We start from the raw sequence: 1094 nt of genomic DNA on the forward strand, positions 1-1094 counted from the left end.
GACCACACCGTCTTCGACACCCCCATCCTCCCCGGCACCGCCTACCTCGACCTCGCCCTCCACGCCGCCGACCACACCGGCCACACCACCATCGACGAACTCCTCCTCCACGCCCCACTGGTCCTGCCGGAGAACGGCGGCGTGCAGGTGCAGATCATCGTGACCGGCTCCGACCGGTCCACCGTGGAGATCTACTCCCGACCTGACGGCGACACCGGAGACTGGACCCGCAACGCCACCGCCGTACTGGTCAAGGACGACGCCGAGCCTGGCTTCGATCTCACGGCCTGGCCTCCGGCGGGTGCAGAGCGGATTGAACTCGGCACCGCGTACGACCGTCTGACCGAGGCGGGGCTGCGCTACGGCCCGGCGTTCCGGGGACTGCGCGCCGCCTGGCGGCGCGGCGACGAACTGTTCGCCGAGGTCGCCCTCCCCGAGAACGAACGGGCCGGCGTGGCGGACTTCGGCGTGCACCCCGCGCTACTGGACGCGGCACTGCACGGCGCCGCGCTGCACTGGCTGGACGGCACGCCGAGCGGCCACAGCAACCTGCCGTTCGCCTGGAGCGGTGTCCGCCTGCACGCCATCGCCGCTACCGACCTGCGGGTACGCGTCAAGCTGGGCGACACCGGATCGCTGTCACTTGAGGCCGCCGACCCCACCGGTACGCCGGTCGTCTCGATCGACCAGCTGCAGGTGCGTCCCGTGGCGGCCGACCAGCTGTACGCCGGATCGGCGAAACACGACGGGCTCTATCGCGTGGAGTGGTCACCGCTGGATCTCGTGCCGGCGCCGCGCGAGGCGTGGGCGGTGCTCGGCGATCGCCCGCTCTACGACGAACTGCGCCAGACCGTCACCGCCTCGTTCTACCAGGACCTGACCACCCTCACCGACGCCATCAGCGCCACCGACAGCGCCGCCAATCCTGTGCCCGACCTCATCGTCCTGCCGATCCACGCCCACCTCGGCCACGAACCCGACGACGGCAGCCCGGTCGGCGCCGCGCACGTGGTGCTCGAACACACCCTGCACACCCTGCAGACCTACCTGGCCGACGACCGCCTCGCCGACACCCGCCTGCTCGTGCTGACCCA

The 1094-nt window shown here is 71.2% G+C and carries 1 protein-coding gene; it reads left to right on the forward strand.

Features of this window, described 5'->3' with window-relative positions; genetic code table 11:
• Positions 1 to 1094 (forward strand): polyketide synthase dehydratase domain-containing protein (locus tag IL992_RS45545; protein ID WP_193209503.1); only part of this gene is annotated, 1094 nt, incomplete at both ends.

Source organism: Microbispora sitophila, assembly GCF_014892245.1.
Lineage (GTDB): Bacteria > Actinomycetota > Actinomycetes > Streptosporangiales > Streptosporangiaceae > Microbispora > Microbispora siamensis.